Annotated in this window: 27 protein-coding genes and 2 pseudogenes; 14 read left to right on the forward strand and 15 right to left on the reverse strand. The window is 34.9% G+C overall.

What is annotated here, in order from left to right:
* Positions 1-15 precede the first annotated feature (15 nt).
* Positions 16-171 carry a hypothetical protein gene (locus ACUN28_RS22440; RefSeq protein WP_000184933.1) on the reverse strand — a complete coding sequence of 52 codons (156 nt, stop codon included), beginning with the start codon at positions 169-171 and terminating at the stop codon, positions 16-18.
* Positions 172-307: 136 nt separating this feature from the next.
* Complete coding sequence (locus tag ACUN28_RS22445; protein ID WP_016088736.1) at positions 308-727, reverse strand: MarR family winged helix-turn-helix transcriptional regulator; 420 nt, start codon at positions 725-727, stop codon at positions 308-310.
* A 162-nt stretch (positions 728-889) separates the two neighbouring features.
* Between ACUN28_RS22445 and ACUN28_RS22450 the strand changes: the two genes are divergently transcribed.
* Together ACUN28_RS22450 and ACUN28_RS22455 are read left to right on the forward strand one after the other, a co-directional pair.
* Positions 890-1,321 carry a regulatory YrvL family protein gene (locus ACUN28_RS22450; protein ID WP_016088737.1) on the forward strand — a complete coding sequence of 144 codons (432 nt, stop codon included), beginning with the start codon at positions 890-892 and terminating at the stop codon, positions 1,319-1,321.
* A gap of 33 nt (positions 1,322-1,354) precedes the next feature.
* Positions 1,355-1,942, forward strand: coding sequence for a thioredoxin family protein (locus tag ACUN28_RS22455; RefSeq protein ID WP_098405136.1), 588 nt, complete (start codon positions 1,355-1,357; stop codon positions 1,940-1,942).
* Positions 1,943-1,971: 29 nt separating this feature from the next.
* Here ACUN28_RS22455 and uppP read toward each other — a convergent pair whose 3' ends face one another.
* Positions 1,972-2,763, reverse strand: a complete 792-nt coding sequence (gene uppP / locus ACUN28_RS22460; RefSeq protein WP_016088739.1) for a bacitracin resistance undecaprenyl-diphosphatase — start codon at positions 2,761-2,763, stop codon at positions 1,972-1,974.
* A 181-nt stretch (positions 2,764-2,944) separates the two neighbouring features.
* On the opposite strand from uppP, the gene ACUN28_RS22465 reads away from it, so the two are divergent.
* The 3 genes from ACUN28_RS22465 to ACUN28_RS22475 all read left to right on the forward strand — a co-directional run bounded on the left by ACUN28_RS22465 (position 2,945) and on the right by ACUN28_RS22475 (position 4,721).
* Positions 2,945-4,309, forward strand: coding sequence for an MATE family efflux transporter (locus tag ACUN28_RS22465; protein WP_016088740.1), 1,365 nt, complete (start codon positions 2,945-2,947; stop codon positions 4,307-4,309).
* A gap of 70 nt (positions 4,310-4,379) precedes the next feature.
* Positions 4,380-4,553, forward strand: coding sequence for a hypothetical protein (locus ACUN28_RS22470; RefSeq protein WP_016088741.1), 174 nt, complete (start codon positions 4,380-4,382; stop codon positions 4,551-4,553).
* Between the two features lie 18 nt (positions 4,554-4,571).
* Complete coding sequence (locus tag ACUN28_RS22475) at positions 4,572-4,721, forward strand: hypothetical protein (RefSeq protein ID WP_016088742.1); 150 nt, start codon at positions 4,572-4,574, stop codon at positions 4,719-4,721.
* A gap of 64 nt (positions 4,722-4,785) precedes the next feature.
* Here ACUN28_RS22475 and ACUN28_RS22480 read toward each other — a convergent pair whose 3' ends face one another.
* Entirely contained in the window at positions 4,786-5,283 is a 498-nt protein-coding gene (locus ACUN28_RS22480) for a hypothetical protein (RefSeq protein WP_016088743.1), read from the reverse strand.
* A gap of 105 nt (positions 5,284-5,388) precedes the next feature.
* Here ACUN28_RS22480 and ACUN28_RS22485 point away from each other — a divergent pair, with 105 nt between their 5' ends.
* Complete coding sequence (locus ACUN28_RS22485) at positions 5,389-6,291, forward strand: aminoglycoside phosphotransferase family protein (RefSeq protein ID WP_016088744.1); 903 nt, start codon at positions 5,389-5,391, stop codon at positions 6,289-6,291.
* Between the two features lie 2 nt (positions 6,292-6,293).
* Here the strand turns inward: ACUN28_RS22485 and ACUN28_RS22490 are convergent, their stop codons facing one another.
* The 5 genes from ACUN28_RS22490 to ACUN28_RS22510 all read right to left on the reverse strand — a co-directional run bounded on the left by ACUN28_RS22490 (position 6,294) and on the right by ACUN28_RS22510 (position 9,515).
* Positions 6,294-6,455, reverse strand: a complete 162-nt coding sequence (locus ACUN28_RS22490) for a hypothetical protein (protein ID WP_016088745.1) — start codon at positions 6,453-6,455, stop codon at positions 6,294-6,296.
* A 250-nt stretch (positions 6,456-6,705) separates the two neighbouring features.
* Positions 6,706-7,479, reverse strand: coding sequence for a hypothetical protein (locus ACUN28_RS22495; protein ID WP_016088746.1), 774 nt, complete (start codon positions 7,477-7,479; stop codon positions 6,706-6,708).
* A gap of 24 nt (positions 7,480-7,503) precedes the next feature.
* The gene (locus ACUN28_RS22500) at positions 7,504-7,950 is read right to left on the reverse strand and encodes a flavodoxin (RefSeq protein ID WP_016088747.1); all 447 of its coding nucleotides are present in this window, start codon (positions 7,948-7,950) and stop codon (positions 7,504-7,506) included.
* Positions 7,943-8,119 carry a hypothetical protein gene (locus ACUN28_RS22505; RefSeq protein ID WP_016088748.1) on the reverse strand — a complete coding sequence of 59 codons (177 nt, stop codon included), beginning with the start codon at positions 8,117-8,119 and terminating at the stop codon, positions 7,943-7,945. Before ACUN28_RS22505 ends, ACUN28_RS22500 begins: the two co-directional genes overlap by 8 nt.
* 226 nt (positions 8,120-8,345) lie before the next feature.
* Positions 8,346-9,515 (reverse strand): amidohydrolase, encoded by a 1,170-nt coding sequence (locus ACUN28_RS22510; protein WP_016088749.1) that lies wholly within the window; start codon positions 9,513-9,515, stop codon positions 8,346-8,348.
* A 336-nt stretch (positions 9,516-9,851) separates the two neighbouring features.
* Between ACUN28_RS22510 and ACUN28_RS22515 the strand changes: the two genes are divergently transcribed.
* The 5 genes from ACUN28_RS22515 (at position 9,852) to dltD (ending at position 14,167) form a co-directional block, all read left to right on the forward strand.
* A complete protein-coding gene (locus tag ACUN28_RS22515) occupies positions 9,852-9,998 on the forward strand; it encodes a teichoic acid D-Ala incorporation-associated protein DltX (RefSeq protein ID WP_002011626.1) in 147 nt (48 codons plus the stop codon).
* 12 nt (positions 9,999-10,010) lie between these two features.
* Positions 10,011-11,525: a D-alanine--poly(phosphoribitol) ligase subunit DltA gene (gene dltA / locus ACUN28_RS22520; protein WP_016088750.1), complete on the forward strand. Its 1,515-nt coding sequence runs from the start codon at positions 10,011-10,013 to the stop codon at positions 11,523-11,525.
* Positions 11,522-12,688, forward strand: a complete 1,167-nt coding sequence (gene dltB / locus ACUN28_RS22525) for a D-alanyl-lipoteichoic acid biosynthesis protein DltB (RefSeq protein ID WP_000127922.1) — start codon at positions 11,522-11,524, stop codon at positions 12,686-12,688. Before dltA ends, dltB begins: the two co-directional genes overlap by 4 nt.
* 67 nt (positions 12,689-12,755) lie before the next feature.
* Positions 12,756-12,995 carry a D-alanine--poly(phosphoribitol) ligase subunit DltC gene (dltC, locus tag ACUN28_RS22530; RefSeq protein WP_000807310.1) on the forward strand — a complete coding sequence of 80 codons (240 nt, stop codon included), beginning with the start codon at positions 12,756-12,758 and terminating at the stop codon, positions 12,993-12,995.
* Positions 12,992-14,167, forward strand: a complete 1,176-nt coding sequence (dltD, locus tag ACUN28_RS22535; RefSeq protein WP_016136599.1) for a D-alanyl-lipoteichoic acid biosynthesis protein DltD — start codon at positions 12,992-12,994, stop codon at positions 14,165-14,167. The genes dltC and dltD overlap by 4 nt, the downstream gene beginning before the upstream one ends.
* 17 nt (positions 14,168-14,184) lie before the next feature.
* Here the strand turns inward: dltD and ACUN28_RS22540 are convergent, their stop codons facing one another.
* The 3 genes and pseudogenes from ACUN28_RS22540 to ACUN28_RS22550 form a co-directional block, all read right to left on the reverse strand.
* Entirely contained in the window at positions 14,185-15,279 is a 1,095-nt protein-coding gene (locus ACUN28_RS22540; RefSeq protein WP_016088752.1) for an NAD(P)H-dependent flavin oxidoreductase, read from the reverse strand.
* A 157-nt stretch (positions 15,280-15,436) separates the two neighbouring features.
* Positions 15,437-16,593 (reverse strand): annotated as a pseudogene (locus ACUN28_RS22545) (RNA-guided endonuclease InsQ/TnpB family protein).
* Positions 16,590-17,189, reverse strand: a pseudogene (locus ACUN28_RS22550) (IS607 family transposase). Before ACUN28_RS22550 ends, ACUN28_RS22545 begins: the two co-directional pseudogenes overlap by 4 nt.
* Positions 17,190-17,353: 164 nt before the next feature.
* Here ACUN28_RS22550 and ACUN28_RS22555 point away from each other — a divergent pair.
* Positions 17,354-18,274, forward strand: coding sequence for a S66 peptidase family protein (locus ACUN28_RS22555; RefSeq protein WP_016088754.1), 921 nt, complete (start codon positions 17,354-17,356; stop codon positions 18,272-18,274).
* Between the two features lie 27 nt (positions 18,275-18,301).
* On the opposite strand, the gene ACUN28_RS22560 is transcribed toward ACUN28_RS22555, so the two are convergent.
* The 3 genes from ACUN28_RS22560 to ACUN28_RS22570 are packed head-to-tail and all read right to left on the reverse strand — an operon-like array spanning position 18,302 to position 19,824.
* Positions 18,302-18,700, reverse strand: coding sequence for an SseB family protein (locus ACUN28_RS22560; protein WP_016088755.1), 399 nt, complete (start codon positions 18,698-18,700; stop codon positions 18,302-18,304).
* Between the two features lie 52 nt (positions 18,701-18,752).
* Entirely contained in the window at positions 18,753-19,340 is a 588-nt protein-coding gene (locus ACUN28_RS22565; protein ID WP_016088756.1) for a cysteine hydrolase family protein, read from the reverse strand.
* On the reverse strand, positions 19,309-19,824 hold the full coding sequence (locus ACUN28_RS22570; protein WP_098405137.1) for a carboxymuconolactone decarboxylase family protein: 516 nt from the start codon (positions 19,822-19,824) through the stop codon (positions 19,309-19,311). The genes ACUN28_RS22565 and ACUN28_RS22570 overlap by 32 nt, the downstream gene beginning before the upstream one ends.
* 63 nt (positions 19,825-19,887) lie before the next feature.
* Between ACUN28_RS22570 and ACUN28_RS22575 the strand changes: the two genes are divergently transcribed.
* Both ACUN28_RS22575 and ACUN28_RS22580 read left to right on the forward strand, forming a co-directional pair.
* The gene (locus ACUN28_RS22575) at positions 19,888-20,340 is read left to right on the forward strand and encodes an Lrp/AsnC family transcriptional regulator (RefSeq protein WP_001175491.1); all 453 of its coding nucleotides are present in this window, start codon (positions 19,888-19,890) and stop codon (positions 20,338-20,340) included.
* Positions 20,341-20,440: 100 nt separating this feature from the next.
* Positions 20,441-20,623, forward strand: coding sequence for a DUF3913 family protein (locus ACUN28_RS22580; RefSeq protein ID WP_000707107.1), 183 nt, complete (start codon positions 20,441-20,443; stop codon positions 20,621-20,623).
* Positions 20,624-20,651 lie beyond the last annotated feature (28 nt).

The raw sequence follows: 20,651 nt of genomic DNA on the forward strand, positions 1-20,651 counted from the left end.
AAGGAGTGAAATGATTCACTCCTTTTTTGATTTACTTCCTTTTTTCGAACGATATTCTTTTCCTTTGTTATCATTACCAGTCTCAAATTCAGTACTAAACTCTTGCTGAAATTGCCCTGATTTCGGTGAGCCTTGATTTCCGCTCCCTTTACTACCATTACGATTCGTCATAATTTCTCCTCCTTCCTTTACTAGTAGTATGATACATATTTTCATTTTTATAATCTATTACGTACGAAAGAAGACCTTCCTCATATAAGGAAGGTCTTCTTCTTGGATGCGTAAGCGTTTTCTTACTTGTAATGACTTAAATAAGTTTTTTAGAAATAGATATCATTACATTCATTTCTTCTTCTGAAAGTGCGGAGAATCTTTCTTGTAAATATTTCTTTTTCTCACCTTCCATTTTCGCAACTAAATCTTTCCCTTGTTCTGTAATCTCCAAATATACAACTCGGCGATCTGACGTAGAACGTGAACGAGTTACAAAACCTTTATTAATTAATTTTTCTGTAACAGCTGTAATATGACTATTCGACACATTTAACTCATTGGCTACACGTGATACCATTTCTTTATTCGTACGATTCAATATTCTAAGGACGATGAACTCATTCCACGGTATGTAACCACCAAATATTTTTCCAATATCATTACGCAACGTGCGGAACATAGCAAAAACATTTGTCGATAGTTCTTCCATTAATTGCTCTCGATTTTGAGACAACTTTGACAGCCCCTTTTATTTCATTTAGTTAAATAAAAACCTTATTAATAATTTTACATGAAATCTTACTTTTTGTCACCTTATTTTCCCATAATTCGTAGTTTTTTAATAGATATTTCATGATACAATAAAATTGAATTTCCAGAAAAAGGAGTTGGAGTAGTGAGTGAAGAAGACAAATTTTCTAACCTTAATCTAAAAGATAAGACTTTGATTATTGGTTTTGTTATTCTGTTTCTCATTATAGTTTTTTCATTTATATTTTTTGTATATGTAGGAATCTTTCATATTACAGGTGTAGAGTATAGATCGCGCACTGCTTTACTTCTATTTTTTTTATTAATTACTTTCTTAGACGGTATTACATTTTTTATCTTTAGTTTCTTGAAAGCACTGCTATATCCAATGACACAAAACATGCCAAATTGGCTTTCTATTACTCTTTTCGCAATCATGGAAATTACGCTAGATTGGTTCGTCATTCATACTGCCGACGATTGGATAGAGAGCGTACAACTGTCCAACATTGCTGAATTATGTGTCGTACTATTCCTTTTCCTATTCAATCAATTATTAAGTGATAAGAAAGAGTAAGAATACAAGCTTTTCTATATAAAAATTGGTACAATGAAAACAAATCATACTAAAGAGGTGTTACTTATGAACTTACAACAATGGGCTGATAAAGGTGTGTCCTTTGATACATATGTGAATGAAATGAAAGTAAATCAATACGAACTACTGCACATTTACAATAACTTTTTAATTCCAAATGAATTACTTCCTGTATTAGAAGAACGCCAAAATGATGGCTGGCGTGTTATCGTATTAACAGCCGATTGGTGTGGTGATGCTCTTTTATGCGTACCTGTTATGAAACGAATTTCTGAAGTTGCAAATATTGATATGTCATTATTAATTCGCGATGAAAACTTGGAATTAATGGATCAATATTTAACAAATGGAACAGCACGCGCGATTCCAATCTTTATTTTCATTGATAAAGATGGAAATGAACAATCCGTTTGGGGACCACGTGCTCCAAAAGTACAAGAGTTAGTAACTTCAATGCGCGCTACATTGCCTGAAAAAGAAGATCCAACATTCGAAGAGAAACAAAAAGAAATGTACGCTAATTTCCGTGCTACATTAGCTGATGATACTTCTCTATGGGAACATGTAATGGAAAGCATGATGGAAAAAGTAGTAAAATAAAAAAACTGCCGAACTCGGCAGTTTTTTTATTACATAATGAAGAAATAGAATACCGCAGCTAAAATGAAACGATAATAAGCGAACGGTGTTAGTTTTACACGAGATAATAATTTTAAGAATGAAACAATTGCAAGCATTGCAACAACGAATGCTGTAATAAATCCTGTTGCAAATAACGGTATATCAGCTGCACTTAATATATCCCAGCTTTTAATTAAATCTAATCCACTTGCAGCTACCATCATTGGTACTGCTAAAATGAATGTATATTCAGCTGCCGCTGTATGTGACACGCGAGCTAATAAACCACCACTTATTGTAGAACCAGAACGAGAAAATCCTGGCCAAAGTGCTAAACATTGGAACATTCCGATTGTAAATGCTTGCTTATATGTGATTTCATCTAATGTTCTTGCTGTACTTGGTTTCGAAAACTTCTCAGCAACAATCATTAAAATACCACCAGCCACTAAGCTAATGACAACTGGGCCTGGCCCAAATAAAACTTCTTTAATCGCACTATGGAACAATACGCCAAGTATGCCGGCAGGAATCATCCCGATAATAATATGTAATAAATTTAACGATGGTCCGTCTGTTACTTTCCCTATACCTACTAAAGACCATAGACGCTTCCAAAATATAACAACAACTGCTAAAATCGATCCCAATTGAATAACAACTTCGAAAACTTTCGCTCTCTCGTCGTCAAATCCAAGTAAATGACCTGTTAAAATCATATGTCCTGTTGATGAAACTGGTAAAAACTCTGTTAAACCTTCAACAGCACCCATGATTATTCCAATTAACCAATCAGCCACGAGTAGTGCCTCCTTAATAACGAATATGTAATTTTTCACACCTTATCATAATACCTTATCCCCTTTTAAAGTGCATCCTTTTTTTATTGATTGTACATGTTGTATGCGCGTATTTCTTTTCTATTTTTTAATTAAATTGTATGATAGTAAGAGTTTGTTTTTTTAGCGGAAAGGGGATTTTATGAAAGAAACTAATTCATTCTCACAAAAATTAAAGCAATTTGTATTACTATTTTTCCCGATTTTCGTAACGCAAATGTCATTATTTGCAATGAGTTTTTTCGATACGACAATGTCAGGGCACGCAAGTCCCATTGATTTAGCGGGTGTTGCTATCGGAACAAGTATATGGCTTCCCGTTAGTACCGGATTAACAGGAATTTTAATGGCTACTACTCCAATTGTTGCACAGCTCGTTGGATCAAAGAAAAAAGAGGATGTTCCCCAAGTTGTCATACAAGCAGTATATTTAGCAATTTGTGCTAGTTTCGTGGTCATCCTTATCGGTTTCTTCGCTGTTTCACCTATTTTAAACGGCATGCGCCTGGAAGAACCTGTGGAACGTATTGCGGCACAATTTTTAAGTATTATTGCAATTGGAATTATCCCTTTATTTACTTACACTGTTTTACGTGGATTTATTGATGCATTAGGAAAAACTCGCACAACGATGATCATTACATTATTATCATTACCAATTAACGTAATATTAAATTACTTATTAATTTTTGGGAACTTTGGTTTTCCAAAACTTGGTGGTGTCGGTGCAGCAATTGCTTCTGCAGCAACCTATTGGTGCATTTTAATTATTACCGTCATTATTATTCGTACGAAAGCGCCGTTCGCATCTTTCAATATCTTTAAACAGTTATATCGTCCTTCTCTTTCGAGTTGGAAAGCATTCTTAAAACTTGGTGTCCCTATCGGATTTGCTATCTTTTTTGAAACAAGTATTTTCGCTGCAGTGACACTTATGATGAGTAATTTTAGTACAACAACAATCGCAGCTCATCAGGCCGCTATGAACTTCGCTTCCTTGCTATATATGACGCCTTTAAGCTTAGCGATGGCAATGACCATCGCTGTTGGATTCGAAGTTGGGGCAAAACGATATAATAACGCAAAACAATATGGATTTATCGGGATTGGCTTAGCACTTGCATTCGCCCTATTGTATTCAATTCTTCTTTACTTCTTTGATGATGAAATTGCTTCGATTTATACGACAGATATACAAGTTCATCATTTAGCAAAAGAATTTCTTATATTTGCGATTTTATTTCAAATTTCAGATGCAATTGCAACTCCTGTACAAGGGGCACTACGTGGTTATAAAGATGTAAATGTTTCCTTAATTATGACATTAATCGCTTATTGGGTAATCGGTCTACCTCTCGGTTACATATTAGCAACTTATACTGACTGGGCAGCAAAAGGATATTGGATCGGTCTTATTATCGGTCTAGCATTTGGCGCTATCTTCCTTCTTATCCGTCTATTTCAAGTTCAAAGAAAATATACAACAGAAAACCGCCACTTACGATAGAGGGGCGGTTTTCTTTATGCATATTTTTTCTTGTAACGTATAACATAATGAAAAAGAAAGGTGGATACATATGGACGAAAAAGAAAAAAATCAAGCATTCGATGAAGAATTCGCCCCTGAAATTTCACCTGGATATCGGCAAGATATACATAAGCCACCTAAATATAAAAACACCTCGTTTTTAATGGGCATTACCATTTTTGCTGCTGTATTACTTGTGCTTATCATTTTTGTTTATTTTTAAGGAAAGGTGACATATTATATGAAGAAACAAGATTTCAATCGTTCGAAAAGAACTGTAAAAACAGAAAAAGGGTATGCAGGTGATTCTGTTCTTACTCAGAAACAAGTCGAACAAGGAAATTTATACATTGCTCAAAAAGAACTTGGTCAACAAAATGAAAACCTTTAGAATCCCTCAAAGAACTGGGGGATTTTTTTATCCCTCTATTTGTAGCACTGATTCATGTTTCACTTTATTGTACATGCTGTTTTTGTTCTAACACCTTAAATATATTATTAACCTTTACAATTTTCATTTCATAATTCAATTTCATTTCGCTTCTCTTACCATCTTCAGTACCCACAACGTACGCTACAGTTTGATAGAGAAAGCTTTCATCCGTCACTTCACGTATGTCCTCGTTTATAAATTTATACTCTAAATCCCGAAAACGATTTGGATAATAACTTCCTATTAATTGTTCATACCCTCTATTTAAAAATATTTCTTCACCTTTTCGTTTCACATCTTCTTTATTATTAAACTCAAACACTGATAATTGCTCTGTCACAAAATGTTCTCCTACCTTTTTCATTTCATTATGAGTTAAAGTTTCTATACTTTTGTTCTTTAATTCCTTATTTAATCCGTACTGATCAATCGGTTTAAACCTAGCAAAAACCTCCTCTTTATATGACCAAAACAATCCAAAAGCGATACATAAAGAAGTAATTAGTATTCTTTTCTTCATAACAATCCCGCTCCCTCTTCATAATGATAGTTATATTTTAACATATAGAAAGAAAATTCTGATATCATAAAGTAGTATAAGTTAACTTAGAAACGAGGAACAATTATGGACTCTTACAAACAATATATAAAAGAAGCTCTGCCTAGACTTTCTATATATTCATATAAACAAAATGAAGAAGGATGGGATAATGTAGCGGTTATCGTAAATGATGAGCTACTGTTTCGTTTCCCGCGAAAACAGGAATACGCAATACGAATTCCGTTAGAAAAAGAACTATGCACACTTCTCTCTTGTTCACTACATAAAATTGAGGTTCCAAAGTATCACCTATTCTATAAAAAGGATACGGATACTATTCCGCTTTGTAGTTACTATACTCTCATTCATGGTGAACCGTTAAAAGCAGAAATAGTTGCGAAGTTAGATGAAAAAGAACGAAAAATAATTATTACACAATTAGCTACTTTCCTTGCGGCTCTACATAGTATCCCTTTAAAACGTGTGAAAACATTAAGGTTCCCTATAGAAAAAACACTTACCTACTGGAAAGAACTACAAACTAAGTTAAATCAGTATGTTACTAACAGTCTTACTTCGTCCCAGAAATTATCTTTAAATCGTTTATTCGAAAATTTCTTTACCTGTATCGATACATCCACTTTTCAAAATACACTTATTCACGCTGACTTTACACATCATCACATTTTATTTGATAACCAAAATAAAACCATTTCAGGAATTATTGATTTTGGTGATGCTCAAATTGGAGATCCCGCCTTTGACTTTGCTGGGCTATATTATGATTTTGGATGTGAATTTACTACATCAGTGTATGAACAATACAGCACGCTTATTTCTCATCACGATCCATTACTCATTCACCGCATCACTACCTTTTATCAATACAGCCCTTTACTACATAATATAATTTATAACTTTGAAACAAAGAATGAACTTGAATTCATAGCGGGTACAAAACAACTGAAAACAATATTACAGGGATGAGATTACATTCTCTCCCTATACTCTCTCTCCTCATACATCATTAACTTTTTATCCATTTCAACAATGACTTGATACAGTTGAAATGCTTGTAAAATTTGCAGTTGAATCCCAAAAGGAGCATTCTGTTCTTTTAACCATTGAAATACTTTCGTTTCATCTTTCATTGATTATTCCTCCCTTTATCCCGCTTTAATGGGCAGTAAGACCCCCACCTCCAAATTCAGCGAAAGCAAAGAAGTTAGTCGGGGGATCAACTGCCCATAAAAGTCCAATTGGTTCAACTAATAATCAGTAGGGGATGAAGAAAACCCCCACTGATTAAAGTTTCACTTTATTAAAATCTGCTACAAATATACCGTAAATGATGAAAAGCTTTTCATGTCAATAACAAAAAAGGATGCAACATTGCATCCTTTAGTGTACGATATTTTTCTTTTGCTTCGCTTCTTTCTTTACTTCTTCCCTTTGGCATTCACTACGAAACGCACAACTCATACACTCAGAACGAAAATGACGCTCTGTATAGTGTTCAGGTTGTTGCAACATTTCTTTCATTCTAGATAAATCAGCCATTCCGGTTATAATATCTTCCTGTTTTGGAATGTACTCATACTTAGTTCCTTCTATTAAATTAATAACTTCAATTTTTCCTGGAAGAATGCCGAAAGCTTTATAACTGAATACTGTCATTAACTTTTGACAAAGAGCAAGCATTTCCTCATCCGCATCGACAACATACTTTTTAATTACAAACGACTCAGTACTCCACTCACCAACTTCTAATGTCAATGACATGTGGACACCTAACTCTTCCATATATGTTTGAAATTTTTCATATAAAAATAACGGCGGTGTCTGACTATCATCTCTTTCAACAAACTGTAATAAGTGATCTGTTAGCTTCGCTAACACAATATAATACTCCGTCTTCGAAGCAAACATATTAACCCTTACTTTTTTCCAATACTTTTCTATTAATATTAAAAGTACAATTTTCGTTTGTTGGCCTGCAGGTAGCGTGTAATACTCGTTAATAATTTGATTCACAATCATTTGTGCGATTTGTTGCCATTCAAACGAAGAAGGTTCTCTTCTTTTTATATGACGAAAATAAAATTTATGCGGACAACGCATAAAATCATACAAATGATAATCTGTCATCGTTTTGATTGCGATTTTCTCATGCACTTGCTCTTCATCTCCCTTCTGCCATTAAGAAAGGTGTTTTACAAATTCAGCTCCAAACTGTAAACATTTTTCTACATCTTCATCTTCTGGCGTTAATTCTACTTTTAGTCCTTCTAACACAACTGCTGCCCCGCGTTCTTGTACCTTTTCTATTAAAATGTCAACCGCCACGCCGTATTTCGGATAAGCCGAATCACATGATCCGAATACTGCCGCCTTTTTCCCAGTTAAATCAATAGAATCCATTGCGTCATAAAAATCTAAGAAATCATCAGGAAGGTCACCATCTCCCCAAGTGTATGCACCTAAAATAATTCCATCATACTGTTCTAATATAGAAGCTTCTGGTGAATCCATAATATCGATAACTTCAATTTCATTTTCTGTTTCACGAATTGCACCCGCAATATGATCAGCCATTTCCTCTGTATTTCCACTCATACTTGCAAATATCATTACTAACTTACTCAACTGAATCTCTCCTTTTACCTTGTATCTCTTTTTCTGTTGGAAGCGTACTCTTCTCATCTACATATTCAGAACGAATTACATTTCGTTGCCATTCCATATGCTGATCAACATCTTTATTTTTATCTTTTAATCCCCTCCGCAGAAGGTGAAATTTTTTTCTCATTAACATGTCGCATCCATCCTATTGATAATAATTATCAATTTCAACTATATTTAGATTAATTGAAATTGATTATCAATGTCAATAACTTTTTTTAAAAAAATGATTAAAATGTACAAGCTTGTCCGTTAGCTATTCATATACTATAAATGAGCATAGTTCTTTCTCAGCCCTCTCTGACGGAAAGAAATAAAAGCAACTGCGATAGAGCGCAGTTGCCTTTTTTTATACTTTTCTATGATTTTAGTAGTCTTATCGCTGTCTCTAGAAATAATTCCACTCCATAAACTAGAGCTGATTCGTCTACATCAAATTTTGGATGGTGATGCGGATAGCAAGTATCTATCTTTTCATTACCGGTTCCTAGTTTAATGAAACAACCCGGTGCTTTCCGTAAATATGCTGAAAAATCTTCTCCTCCCATAGAAGGTTCCAGCTTCACAACACGCTCATCCCCGAACAAATGTAGTGCACTTTCTTCTACTACTTTTGTAATATATTCATCATTAATAACTGGATCATATCCGTACCGATACGTATATGTATAATCTCCTCCATGCGCTTCTGTAATTCCTTTCACGACTTGCTCAATTCTCTCTTCTGCTTCTTTTCTTAATGTTTGATTAAAAGAACGAACCGTTCCCATTAAAGTTGCTGCACTAGGAATAATATTATCAGCCATTCCCCCATGAAACTGCGTAACTGAAACGACCCTTTGCATGAAAGCACTTGTATTTCTTGATACAATATGTTGTAAATTTGTAATAATCTGCGCTCCGATAGCAATAGGATCTATCGTTTCTTCTGGCCTCGCTGCATGCCCTCCTTTCCCTTGAATTTCAACTGTAAATACGTCTGGTGCCGCCATCATCGGCCCATACGCAATGCCTATCTTCCCGCTTTCCAATCCAGACATAACATGTAAACCTATTACATAATCAACACCATCCATCACGCCTACCTCAACCATTTCTTGTCCACCACCAGGAAACACCTCTTCTGCGTGCTGAAAAAACAGACGAATCTCACCTGCAAAATCTTCCTTTATATTTGATAGTGCCTCTGCTGTACTTAACAAAATAGCTGCGTGAGCATCATGCCCACATGCATGCATCATTCCTTTATTCACAGACGTATAAGATTTCCTTGTCTCCTCTTGAATTGGTAAAGCATCTATATCAGCTCGAATCGCAACTACTTTCCCTTGTTCCGTTCCTCTTTTAATTGCTAGTACACTATACTTCGTTGGCCTCGTTACTTCAAAAGAAGAAAATGAGCATAATGTATCATATATAAATTGCGAAGTTTCTTCTTCACGAAATGATAATTCCGGATATTTATGAAAATGCCGTCTCCATTTAATAATGTTTTCTTCTGAAATAATATCCCTCCACACGCCCTTCATCAGAAATTCCTCCTTTTAAGAAACTTTAGCAATTCATAAATTAACTATGAAAAATTCAAAGATACAAGCAAATATTACATTTCTATACATTCTCCCAGGCCACTTTTATACATTCACACAATCCACTTCCTATTTACATGTCAAACCCATTACAAATTCATGCTGAATGTAATATAATTGCTAAGTTAGGGATTTTCTTTTTTAGTATTTAGTGCTAATATCAGAAAAGAGCCTTTTGACTTATTTTTACCTAAAATGTGGGATTTTGTTTTTTTCACAATAATGTAGGACATGATACCTACAAAGAGCTATTATTTCATTAAGAGAGGGAAAGACATGGAAAGATTAAAAGAGATATGGTCTCAACCACTCACACAATGGGTTGCAAAGACGGTTTATTACCTTGCAATTTTATTTGCATTACTTTGGTTGTATGGATTCCATGATACAAACACAAGTACATTTATTTACAATGAATTCTAGGGTGGGAACGTTATGAAGTTATTAGAACAAATTGAAAAGTGGGCTGCAGAAACGCCTGATCAAACCGCTTTTGTTTGGCGAGATGCGAAAATTACGTACAAACAATTAAAGGAAGATTCTGATGCGTTAGCACATTGGATTTCTTCTGAGTATCCAGATGATCGTTCACCAATTATGGTTTATGGCCATATGCAACCTGAAATGATCATTAACTTTTTAGGGTGTGTAAAAGCTGGACATGCTTACATCCCTGTAGATTTATCTATCCCAGCTGATCGTGTACAACGTATCGCTGAAAATTCTGGTGCGAAATTACTTTTATCAGGAACAGAAGTAACTGTAACTGATTTACCAGTTCGCATTGTAAGTGAAGACAACTTAAAAGATATTTTCTTTACTCATAAAGGGAACACTCCAAATCCTGAACATGCGGTAAAAGGTGATGAGAACTTCTACATTATTTACACATCAGGAAGCACAGGTAATCCGAAAGGGGTTCAGATTACTTATAACTGCCTTGTAAGCTTTACAAAATGGGCTGTAGAAGATTTTAACTTACAAACAGGGCAAGTATTCTTAAACCAAGCACCTTTCTCATTCGATTTATCTGTCATGGATATTTACCCATCATTAGTAACAGGTGGTACACTTTGGGCAATCGATAAAGATATGATTGCACGTCCAAAAGACTTGTTTGCTTCTTTAGAGCAATCGGATATACAAGTATGGACTTCAACACCCTCTTTCGCAGAGATGTGTTTAATGGAGGCATCTTTCTCTGAGGGTATGCTACCAAACATGAAAACATTCTTATTCTGTGGTGAAGTGTTACCAAATGAAGTAGCTAGAAAATTAATTGAGCGTTTCCCAAAAGCAACAATTATGAATACGTACGGTCCAACAGAAGCTACTGTCGCTGTAACAGGTATTCACGTTACAGAAGAAGTGCTTGATCAATACAAATCACTTCCAGTTGGCTACTGTAAATCAGACTGTCGCCTTCTTATTATGAAAGAAGATGGTACGCTTGCACCTGATGGTGAAAAAGGTGAAATCGTAATTGTCGGTCCAAGCGTAAGCGTTGGATATTTAGGAAGCCCTGAATTAACAGAAAAAGCATTTACTATGATTGACGGTGAGCGCGCCTATAAAACAGGCGATGCTGGCTATGTTGAAAATGGTCTTCTATTCTATAATGGTCGTCTTGATTTCCAAATTAAGCTGCATGGTTATCGAATGGAATTAGAAGAAATTGAGCATCACCTTCGTGCGTGTTCTTACGTAGAAGGTGCAGTTATCGTTCCAATTAAAAAAGGTGAAAAATACGATTATTTATTAGCGGTTGTTGTTCCTGGAGAACATTCATTTGAGAAAGAATTCAAATTAACATCTGCAATCAAAAAAGAACTCAATGAGCGATTACCAAACTACATGATTCCACGTAAATTCATGTATCAATCTTCTATTCCTATGACACCAAATGGAAAGGTAGATCGCAAAAAATTATTGAGTGAGGTTACAGCATGACCGCATATGGATCATTTTATTTTTTCGCTATAGTGGGCATTTTATTAATACCTACTATCATAGCTGGATTAAAAGGTAAAATGTTGCGTAAATATAATGCCGTTTTAACATTAGTCATGATTGCTATTATCTTCTCGGATAAACCGAAGCAAGCGATTATGTTAGCCGCATTTATTATTTGGCAATACGCCCTTATTAAAGGCTATTTAATTTTAAGAAAACAAAATAATAGTACATTCATGTTTTGTATAGCTGTTATTTTATCGATTTTGCCACTTATTTTGGCAAAAATCGCACCATTTGTACCTGAATTGCATTTTATTGTTTTCGCAGGTATGTCTTACGTAACATTTAGAGCTGTACAAATGGTCTTTGAAGTTCGTGATAATTTAATTAAAGAACTTTCCTTCTTTAATTTCTGGGAATTCGTTTTATTCTTCCCTGCGATTTCAAGTGGACCTATCGATCGTTACCGTAGATTCCAAAAAGATATCCAAAAGCCGCCTAGTGCTGAGGAATATCAAAAGTTACTATATACAGGGCTTAACCGTATTTTCCAAGGTTTTCTGTATAAGTTTATAATCGCGCACTTGATAACAACATATCTTGTAAAGGCAGTATTCGCCAATCAAGATACACTTTTATCTAATGCGATTTTTATGTACGCTACTAGCATGCAATTATTCTTTGACTTTGCAGGTTATAGTGCGTTCGTAATTGGTATCAGTTACATGATGGGAATTAAAACTCCAGAAAACTTTAATAAGCCATTCCTCAGTCGTAATATTAAAGACTTCTGGAACCGCTGGCACATGAGTTTATCATTCTGGTTCCGTGATTTCATCTACATGCGTTTCGTCTTTTTTGCAACGAAGAAAAAGTTAATTAAGAACCGTTACACAATTTCGTATATCGGTGCATTTTTAAACTTCTTCATTATGGGAATTTGGCACATCCAAGGAAGCGCTGTTGCGCAGTATGTTATTTATGGTCTATATCATGCCGCATTGTTTATTTTATTCGACATTTTCGAACGAAAAAACAAGAAGCATAAGTTTTGGCCAAACAATAAATTTACACACGTCCTTGCGATTGTAATTACGTTCCACGTTGTATGTTTCGGTTTCCTCATTTTCTCTGGACACCTTAACAGATACTTTTAATGCACCCTTCTTATTCCATTAAGAAGTTGCACATATAACATATTCGGATATAAAGGAGATTTTAAAAATGGCAGAATTCAAAGAGCAAGTATTAGATATTTTAGAAGAAGTATGTGAAAACGATATTGTGAAAGAAAACTTAGATGTTCAATTATTTGAAGAAGGTATTCTTGATTCTTTCGCTGTAGTATCTTTATTAGTTGAATTCCAAGAGCGTTTAGATATTGAAGTTTCTATTTCTGATTTTGACCGTGATGAGTGGGCTACACCAAACATGGTTATTAAGAAGTTGGAAGAAATCCGATGAACAAAGCAAAATTTGGTCCGATGCTTTTAGCATTGGCCCTTTTTGCTGTATTCTTACTTATTCCAACGCGCTTCCTACTTCCACTTTTAAGTGATGAAAAAGTAGAACAAGCTGCCACTTCTTTAAAAGAAGAAAAGATTCAAAGTATGATTTTACAGCAAAAGATGTTAGCAGACCCGAAATATCTTCCGATGTATGGTTCATCGGAATTCGCACGTATGGATGCTTTCCATCCATCGAATTATTTCAAAGTAAAACCTGAAGGGTTCACCCCATTCCTACTTGGACGCGGCGGAACACAAGACCTTGTACATGTATTAAACTTTACATCTACAATGGATCAATTGAAAGATAAGAAAATGGTATTCGTTCTTTCTCCGCAATGGTTTGTACCACAAGGTATTGATGAAACACACTTTGCACCTAACTTTTCAAAACAACAAGGTTACCACTTCATTTTCAACGATGATGTAAAACCTGAAATGAAAAAGCAAATTGCAAAGCGTTTATTAAACTTTGAGATTGTTAAAAAAGAAACTTTACTTAAAATTTCGCTTGAAGGTATCGTTTATGATGATACAAAGCATAAAGTAAAAGCACTTGCTGCTAAACCTTTCGCTTATATTTATCGTAACATTTTAGATCGTAAAGATTTATTTACAGCTATGTTTGATATTAAACCGCATAAAGAAAAACTTGACCCTTCATTAAAACAAATGAATTGGGAAGAAGCTCGTAAACATGCAGATCAAACGGGTGCAGTAGAATCAGGATCTAACGAATATGGTATCGAAGATGATTACTTCAATAGCAAAATTAAGAAGAAGTTAAAGCAACGTGAAGGCTACTTAAAAAATGATGCTTATGATCAATCGCCAGAATATGAAGATTTACAAATCGTACTTGATTTATTAAAACAATCTGGTGCAAAACCACTCTTCATTTCTGTTCCTGTAAAAGGTCCTTGGTACGATTACGCTGGCTTCCCGAAAGAGCGCCGCGAATTGTACTACAAGAAAGTTCATGAGCAAATTGAGAAAGCTGGCTATCCAATTGCCGACTTCTCAAATCATGAGTATGATAAATACTTCTTAAAAGATCATATGCACTTAGGTTGGAAAGGCTGGGTTTATATCGATGAGGCCATCCAACAATTTTATAAAGCAAACTAATGAAAAGACCACTTGAATTATTCAAGTGGTCTTTTTCTATATACATTTTGTAATTGTTCGATGACGTTATCTGCTTCTTTCATAACTCGCTCCACTACATGCTGAGCTGATTCTATTCGTGCTAATGATGACGCTTGTCCTGCCCAAAGTGACATGTATTCTCCTTTATTTTGTTTTGCTGCCTCTTGGCGTATTTTAGATGTTAATACATTTTGCACTGGATACATCGGAAGCCCTTCTTCTTTCCCTTCATGTTTCTCTATAAATTCATTACGAATACCCCGTGCATATTTCCCAGAAAACGCACGAGTCACAGTTGTACTCGTATCTGTACTATGTAAAACCGCTTCTTTATACACATCATGCGTAATACTCTCTTCACTCGTTAAAAAGGCTGATCCCATTTGAACAGCTTCTGCTCCCAGTGTAAATGCCGCAACAAGCCCTTGTCCGTTCATTACACCACCTGCTGCAACAATCGGGATATGCGGGACTGCTGCTACTAGCTGCGGAATTAATGCAAACGTACCAATCATAGCATCCTGTTCTTTCCCGATAAACGTTCCTCTATGCCCTCCTGCCTCGCTGCCTTGGCCGACAATAAGATCTACTCCTAACTCAGCAAGCACTTTCGCCTCTGTCACATGAGTAGCTGTTCCGATGACTTTTATTCCCCTTCTTTTTAAGTCATCAATTTCTTCTTTTTCTAACGTTTGAAATGCAAAGCTAACAACTGGTACTCTTTCTTCTACTAACACTTGTAATTGTTCTTTATAGTTTTTTGGAAGTTTTAACGTCTCTTCTTCCTCTATACCGAATTCTCTATTCACTCCGCTAAGTAATCCCTTTGCCAAGTTTATCTTCTCTTCTTCTATCTGTATCTCTTTCGTTAACAGTAAATTAACACCGAAAGGCTTATCCGTTCGTTCCCTTATTTTATAAATCGCTTCACGAATTTGTTCAGGACTCATATAGCCTGCTCCAAGCGTTCCTAATCCTCCGCTATTACTTACAGCTGCAACAAGTTCTGGCGTCGTAATCGCACCTGCCATACCTGCTTGAATGATGGGATACTTAATTTGCAATATATCTATTACGCGACTTGTAAACATCATTTCTCCTGCTACTAAAAATATAGACAAATGTATATTCTTAGAGTATTCCTGCTTCTACGTGCCCTGCCTCGCTAATCACTTGCTACTACAGTTTGCTGTGACACTCCACAGGCGTAAATTCCGATGTAGCCCACCGTACATATATACAATCTATTTACGTTAGTATTGTATATTTTTTTGCTTGTAAAAGGTTGATAGATGCATTTAAATCTCTATCCATTACATTTCCACAATCACATGTATATACTCGGTCAGACAGCTTTAAATCCGACTTTTTTTGACCGCAACATGAACATATTTTAGAAGATGGATAGAACCTGTCCGCTTGCCGTAGTTCAATTCCATATTCCCTACATTTCGTTGATAGCCATGTTTTAAAAGTATAAAAACATTGTTGCGCTACAGCTTTAGATAGATGTTTGTTCTTCATCATACCTTTCACATTCAAATCTTCTACTGTAATAAACGTTGGCTTGGTTTTCACCACATCATTTACAATAGACTTTACATACGCTAATCGGATATTTACTAGCCTAGCATGTAGTTTTTGCACCCTAAGAATGTTTTTATCTATATTCGCTCTTTTATTAGTAACAGGTTGTTCACCTCGCTTTCTTATATTTTCAAATTTGCGTGATAAAGAGCGTTGTTCACGTTTTAACCGTTTTTCTATCTTTTTTACTTGTACTGTTTTATTTATATTTTTGTGAGTTTTTCCATCGCTACGTACAGCGAAGTCTTTAATTCCCAAATCAATTCCTAGACCTACTGCATTGAGAATTGAATTTGGTTTTACCTCTTTCACTTCACAGAGTATAGACACATAGTATCTTCCTGCTCTTTGATATACTGTACCACTTTTTACAGTTGTATTTTTTGAAATATATCCATACTCTTTTAACCTTATCCAACCAATTGTAGGGACTTTTACTCTATGTCTTTCTACTGTCCAATCTGTTTTGTTGTTTTTCGGAAAATAGCACTTCACATCTTGCTTCTTCTTTTTTTATATCGTGGAAACTTAGATAAACCTTTAAAAAATCGCTTAAAAGCTTTATCTCCATTCATAATCGCTTGTTTTACCGCTTTGCTCGACACTTCTTTAATCCACTGGTCACACTCTTTTGTATGAATGTTGTTTAGCCATTTGGAAAAGTCATAGCCACTAAGAAATTTCCCCTCCGACTCATATGCCTCTTTATTTTTAGAGATATACAGGTTATATACATATCGACACACCCCAATAGTTTGACGGATTTTACTAACTTGTTCAGTTGTCGGTTTGACTTCTATTAAATATGCTCTTTTCATAAGTCTTCATCCTCCGACATTTTCTTTTTGTATTTTCTCAACCCATATATTCTACAACTAAATACATGAATGATAGATATTAAATCCTGAACAAGTTCTTCTTGAGGAGATAGTTTATTATTGTTAACAATAATAATTTTCACCCCCATTTTACGAAGAAACTTTTCAAACCAATCATATCCAAAACGTACAAATCTATCTTTGTGTGCAATGATGATAGTCGAAATATTTCTTTCCATACAACTGTCAATCAGTTTATTCCACTGTTTTCTTTTGTAGTTTAATCCGCTACCAATATCTGTGATAACTTCATCTACAATCATCCTTCGTGCATTTGCGAATGCTTTTAAAAACTCAACCTGATTTTCTAAATCATCTTTCTGACCTGGATTTGATACTCTTGTGTAAATAACTACTTTGCCTACTTTATTTTCTTCTTGAATACCCATATATTCCTTATACTGTTCTTCTGTATAGTATCATCTTCCTTTTTGGTTTCGGTAAGCAGTTAAAACACCTTGATTGTCCCACCTTTGCAATGTCTTAACAGAGACATTAAGCATTTCTGAAAATTCTTTTGGTTTATATTGTTTCATAATTACTTTTTATTATATATGCCTACTTTTGTCTATGTTTTTGTTTACTGTTTCTTTCTCCTATTCCCCTTATATCTTCTTTATTTGACAAACTTTCCCCTTCTTTTACAAGGGTTGAACTTCCTATGAAGCGAATATATTGAAAGTGAAGGAGGCTGAAAACAATGATGTATCCAAATGCATTAAAACAAGGTGATACAGTAATGATTATTGCACCGTCCGGCCCACCAACAATTGAAAATGTATTAAAAGGTGTAAACGTATTACAAGAAATGGGTTTATCTGTAGTAATCGGGAAAAGTGTTTATGAGAAATATGGATATTTAGCTGGAAGTGATCAAGTTCGTCTCGATGATTTACATGAAGCATTTTTAAATAATGAAGTAAAGGCCATTTTCTGTGCACGAGGTGGTTACGGAAGTGCTCGTCTCCTCCCTCACATTCAATATGAAATCATTCAACAGAACCCAAAAATCTTTTGGGGATATAGCGATATTACAGCTTTACATACTGCCTTTTTGCGTTATGCAAAGCTTATTACTTTTCATGGTCCAATGGTTGAAGAATTAGGTAAAGGTGTAGATTCTCTTTCTTTATCTTCTTTCAATCAACTATTCCATCCGTATTCAACTATCTTATCTGCTTCAGAATGTATCGTCCCTACCTCCCCCTGTACAGTTACAGGCACATTAGTGGGAGGGAATTTAACTGTATTAACAAGTATAATTGGCTCACCCTATGAGATAAATACGGCTAATAAACTTTTGTTGCTTGAAGACATTGGGGAAGAACCATATCGTATTGACCGTATGTTAAATCAGCTACTTTTATCTGGAAAGTTTAATGAATGTAGTGGTGTGATTTTTACAAGTTGTCACGACTGCACTCCTTCTAAACCATCTCAATCATTGCAAACAATATTATATGAATATTTCGCACCATATCATATACCTGTCCTATTCGGTTTACCAATGGGACATATAAGCCCAAACATCGGTATTCCTCTTGGGGCTACAGCGACAATAAGTACAAATCATAAAACACTCTCTATTTCTTCTGGCGTAGCCGCTCCGTGTTCAAATTAAAAAGGAAAAGCGATTCAGCTTTTCCTTTTATTTATAATAATTAAAAATTCGTCCAGATGCGATATCTGCAATTTCTTCTGGAATAAATGTTTTACTTATATCAGTTCCAACATTTAATACTGCTGTAGCATCTTTCTCAATGCTACCAAATAATTCTTTTCCACGTATCGTAATAAGGGGCGTTCCTTCTGGTAACACGTCTTTTACAAATTCCATTTGTGTAAAGAACGGCACGATCCATCTACCCTCTCCTTGAAAATGACGCAATCGAAGTATTCCTTCTGTTGCCCCGTCCTCTGCTTCTAGTGAACCAGCAACATAAAACTCAGTTGATAAGAGCAATTCATAAAATTCCTTTTGCTTCTGTTTATCGTCCCCTGCTCCAACAAGTACTTCTTCTATTCTCTTTACCGGAATTTGCTCCATATGATGCCACCCCTATTTCAAAATGATTGTACTTAGATTATACGAAATATTCTTATTTTTTTCTACATAATTCGCAATTATTTTCTTGAAATAATTTTAATACTTCTTTTGTCGTCACAATCGTAGCAAACTCTTCATGTAAATTTACAAGTGTCATATTGTGAATATCCTCTGCATTATACTCTTTACCATCTAGACCTTTACGGTTAAAAGTAGCCGTTGCATCACTCACTAAATACGTTGTAAATCCTAAATTTCCTGCCATTCGTGTCGTAGTCTCCACACAATGATTTGTCGTTAATCCTACAACCACTACTGCATTACATTTGTTCTCTCTTAATTGCTCTTCTAAATTTGTCCCAATGAACGCGCTGTTAACAGATTTCTGAATAATCACTTCGCCTGGTAATGGCTTCAGCTCTTCTTTAAAGTTCACCGTTTCCGCTCCTTCATAAAACATCGATTGAGCATTTTCTTTATTTACATGTTGAATATGAAAAACTGGTCGTTTCCTTTTTCTCCATTCTGCTAATAACATTCTCATGTTTTCTTCAGCAAAAAGATTATTTCTCTCGCCCCAGTATGGTAACTGAAACGCCTTTTGTACATCAATTATGATAAGTGCTATTTGATTCATCATCATTTTCTCCTTCATTCGGCTGTAATTGAAACAGAAAACCAAGTTGTTGCGACGCAGTAATAAAACAAATATAAGCGCAAAGCTCTACAATTTCTTTTTCCGTCCAATATTGTTTCAATGCATGAAACATATTATCATCTATTGCCTTTTTATCATGAACAAATATATGTGCAAAAGTAACTGCTACACTCATTTCTTCTACCTTTTGCATATTATGAGGTCTTCCTTTTGCCATACAGTACGGACATTCATTCCCGTACGCTAATGTTCTCCTTACTTGTTCCTTCAACTCTGCCGAGAGAGTTCCCTTATTATACAGCGTATCCTCTACCGTACTCCATGAATGTAATAGATCCGGATTATGGCCTAATAACTTTTGAAACTTTGTATCTCCTACATTTGATAATGAAATTCTCTCCATCATTTCCCCTCCTATTTCTTTCTGTTTTATTGTAAAATAAATAAAGTTCACTTTACATTTCATATGAATCTTAATTTATATTTTTTCTTTACAAAAATTATTATTTTACTGGAGGTATATTTACAAATGCAACTAGATCGTGTTGATCGAAAAATTTTAAATGAATTATATAATGATAGTCGCCTTTCCATGCGCGAATTGGCGAAACGAGTAAACTTATCTGCTCCGTCTACTGCAGAACGTGTTCGTAAACTTGAAAGTGAAGGCGTTATTCAAAAATACACAATCGATATCGATTATAAAAAAGCAGGACTTGTTTTAGATTGTATTTTAGAAATCACTTTAAAAAATGGTGATACAACACGTATGCAACAGTTTATTCAGTCTTATCCATCTGCAAGTTTTTGCTACCGAGTAACAGGAAGCTTATGCTACATTGTAAAAATTTCTGTTCCTTCACTCGTTGAACTTGAAGATTTTATCAATGATGTTTCCTCATATGCAACGACTGTTTCTCATATCGTATTATCAGAAGTATCTCTTACTCCTGATATTGAACATATCTTCCCAGAAGCTTAATTTATTTTTATTCATAAAATATAGAAAAACCCCTTACAATAAGAATAAAAATAATATATTATGTATTAAAATACATAAAGTTCGAGAAAGGGGCTTTACATTGAAAATCTGGTTTTATGAAAAAACGGCACAATTAGATGACTTGCTTGGCATTTGGGACAATGTTCCGACTATCCCTCGAATTGGTGAAAAAGTGGAGATTTTAAAAACAGTCCGCACTGTTACAGATATTAAATATGTAAAGAACGGTAATAATTTTCGTGTAGAAATTATTACAAATTAAAAAGTAGCTCTTAAGGAGCTACTTTTTA

The organism is Bacillus sp. WC2507 (assembly GCF_052656125.1).

Coding starts and splice junctions, on each gene's coding strand:
- ACUN28_RS22440 (WP_000184933.1), bottom strand. CDS start 171: ATGACGAATCGTAATGGTAGTAAAGGGAGCGGAAATCAAGGCTCACCG.
- ACUN28_RS22455 (WP_098405136.1), top strand. CDS start 1,355: ATGAAAACAAATCATACTAAAGAGGTGTTACTTATGAACTTACAACAA.
- ACUN28_RS22465 (WP_016088740.1), top strand. CDS start 2,945: ATGAAAGAAACTAATTCATTCTCACAAAAATTAAAGCAATTTGTATTA.
- ACUN28_RS22470 (WP_016088741.1), top strand. CDS start 4,380: ATGGACGAAAAAGAAAAAAATCAAGCATTCGATGAAGAATTCGCCCCT.
- ACUN28_RS22475 (WP_016088742.1), top strand. CDS start 4,572: ATGAAGAAACAAGATTTCAATCGTTCGAAAAGAACTGTAAAAACAGAA.
- ACUN28_RS22480 (WP_016088743.1), bottom strand. CDS start 5,283: ATGAAGAAAAGAATACTAATTACTTCTTTATGTATCGCTTTTGGATTG.
- ACUN28_RS22485 (WP_016088744.1), top strand. CDS start 5,389: ATGGACTCTTACAAACAATATATAAAAGAAGCTCTGCCTAGACTTTCT.
- ACUN28_RS22490 (WP_016088745.1), bottom strand. CDS start 6,455: ATGAAAGATGAAACGAAAGTATTTCAATGGTTAAAAGAACAGAATGCT.
- ACUN28_RS22505 (WP_016088748.1), bottom strand. CDS start 8,119: ATGTTAATGAGAAAAAAATTTCACCTTCTGCGGAGGGGATTAAAAGAT.
- ACUN28_RS22510 (WP_016088749.1), bottom strand. CDS start 9,515: ATGAAGGGCGTGTGGAGGGATATTATTTCAGAAGAAAACATTATTAAA.
- ACUN28_RS22515 (WP_002011626.1), top strand. CDS start 9,852: ATGGAAAGATTAAAAGAGATATGGTCTCAACCACTCACACAATGGGTT.
- dltA (WP_016088750.1), top strand. CDS start 10,011: ATGAAGTTATTAGAACAAATTGAAAAGTGGGCTGCAGAAACGCCTGAT.
- dltB (WP_000127922.1), top strand. CDS start 11,522: ATGACCGCATATGGATCATTTTATTTTTTCGCTATAGTGGGCATTTTA.
- dltC (WP_000807310.1), top strand. CDS start 12,756: ATGGCAGAATTCAAAGAGCAAGTATTAGATATTTTAGAAGAAGTATGT.
- dltD (WP_016136599.1), top strand. CDS start 12,992: ATGAACAAAGCAAAATTTGGTCCGATGCTTTTAGCATTGGCCCTTTTT.
- ACUN28_RS22540 (WP_016088752.1), bottom strand. CDS start 15,279: ATGTTTACAAGTCGCGTAATAGATATATTGCAAATTAAGTATCCCATC.
- ACUN28_RS22555 (WP_016088754.1), top strand. CDS start 17,354: ATGATGTATCCAAATGCATTAAAACAAGGTGATACAGTAATGATTATT.
- ACUN28_RS22560 (WP_016088755.1), bottom strand. CDS start 18,700: ATGGAGCAAATTCCGGTAAAGAGAATAGAAGAAGTACTTGTTGGAGCA.
- ACUN28_RS22565 (WP_016088756.1), bottom strand. CDS start 19,340: ATGATGAATCAAATAGCACTTATCATAATTGATGTACAAAAGGCGTTT.
- ACUN28_RS22570 (WP_098405137.1), bottom strand. CDS start 19,824: ATGAAATGTAAAGTGAACTTTATTTATTTTACAATAAAACAGAAAGAA.
- ACUN28_RS22575 (WP_001175491.1), top strand. CDS start 19,888: ATGCAACTAGATCGTGTTGATCGAAAAATTTTAAATGAATTATATAAT.